The 1,799-nt window shown below is 76.5% G+C and carries 1 protein-coding gene; it reads right to left on the reverse strand.

Annotation, left to right across the window (positions count from 1 at the left end):
• Positions 1-739: 739 nt before the first annotated feature.
• A partial coding sequence (locus C6N75_RS29120; RefSeq protein WP_105871837.1) for a peptidoglycan-binding protein occupies positions 740-1,799 on the reverse strand: 1,060 nt, incomplete at its 5' end.

A 1,799-nucleotide genomic window follows, 5' to 3' on the forward strand; every position in this document is an offset into this window, starting at 1 on the left:
CGCCTCACCCGGCGGCGGGGCGCGGGGGCGGGCGCTCCTCCGGGCCGCGCCGCCAGGGCCGCGCCGGGCCCGCCCGCCACCCCGGCGGGTCCGTCGTCGTCCCGGAAGAGGAGGTGCACCGGGATGGGGCCGGTGGTGTCCCCACCGATCACCGGCACCCGGCGCGGGGCGACCGGCCCACCCGCGTACCCCCGCGGGCCCGCCTCACCGGTGACCGCGCCCCGCCCGGTGACGGCCGCCGTCTCCGTACGCGGCGCGGCCCCGGACGTCTCCGCGGCGGGAGCGGCCTCGGACGTCCCCGCCGCGGGAGCGGCCCCGGACGTCCCCGCCGCGGAAGCGGCCCCGGACGTCCCCGCCGCGGAAGCGGCCCCGGTCGTCTCCGAGCCGGGCCCGGCGTCAGCATCAGTCCTGGCGGGCGCCGTCTTCGGGGGTGTCCCCCCAGGCTCCTCCCCGGGTGACTTCTCCGGCTCGTCCCGTGCTTCCGGCGGCTGCACGGTCTCCTGCTCGGGCGCCGTCTCCTGCGGCGGCACCGTTTCCCGCGGCGGGGCCGCCGCCGTCTCCCGCACGGGCGCCGAAGCCGTTTCCCCGGCGGGCGGCGTCTTCTCGCCCCCCTCCGGGTCTCCGTTCACCGCGCCCCGCACCGGCCCACCGCTCTCCGACGTCGCCGTTGTCACCCCGGCTCCTCCTCCTGTGCTGTTCCTGGTGTGTTCTTCTTCGTCGTCGTCCGGCCGGAGAGGCTTCAGCCGAAGAGGCGTCGCCAGGTCTCCGGGCCCGGGTAGCCGTTGGCGGCGGCGCCGCGCCAGCCCTGGGCGCGCTGGAACGCCTCGGTGTTGCGCCGGTCGGCCTCGGTCCAGCGCGGTCCGGGGCCGGTGGTGTAGTGGCGGCCGTAGCCGAGCGCGACCAGACGGCGGCCCAGCTTCTCGACGTACGCGTTGGACTGGCCCGGCCGGAAGTGGGCCCGGCCCGGGAAGGCGGACGCGGAGGCGCCCGGCTTTCCGGCGGCGGGGATGTCCTTGCCCTTGCCGGTGACCAGCAGCCGCCAGGTGTGCGGGCCGGGCAGTCCGTCCGCCTCCTCGCCCTTCCAGCCCTGGGCGCGCTGGAAGGCCAGGGTCGCCTGGCGGTCCGCGTCGCTCCAGCGGGGTCCGGGGCCCGAGCGGTAGAAGCGCTTGCCGCCGCGCTCGGCCAGCAGCTTCCCCAGCCTGGTGACGTGCGCGTTGACCGCGCCGGGGCCGAAGGCGGCGGCCCCCGGGTAGCGGGCGGAGGTCCCGGTGCTGCCGCCGGTGGTGGTGGCCAGGCCCTTGTAGCGGTAGGGGACGTAGGAGGCGGAGTTGTTCCAGTACGCCATGGGCGTCGCCTGCTTGCGGGTCTGCGGCTTGGCCTGCTCGTAGGCGGTGTACTTGGTGCGCTCGGCGTCCACCCAGCCGCCGAAGATGGTGACGTGCGAGCCCGCGTTGGGGTCGGCCGCGTTGTGGAAGAGCAGGATGTCTCCGGGCTGGAGCTCGGCGCGCTCGATGCGGGTGCCGTACTTCGCCAGGCTGCCGGTCCACTCGTTGCCGGCGAGGTTCCAGACCATGGAGACGTATCCGGAGCAGTCCTGGCGGTAGCCGTCGCTCCAGAACTTCTCCATGGAGTACGGCACCTTGGCGGCCACCCAGCGTTCGGCCCGCTCGATGATCTGGTCCCGGGTGGCGGGGCGCAGCACCGGGTCGGCCTGGTTTCCGGTGGGGCCGGGCAGCGGGCGGCCGTGCAGCGGTCCGGCGCTGCCCTGGGGGGTGGGCTCGTCGGGATCCTTCGGCGGG

The sequence above is a fragment of the Streptomyces solincola genome (assembly GCF_002982015.1).
GTDB lineage: Bacteria > Actinomycetota > Actinomycetes > Streptomycetales > Streptomycetaceae > Streptomyces > Streptomyces solincola.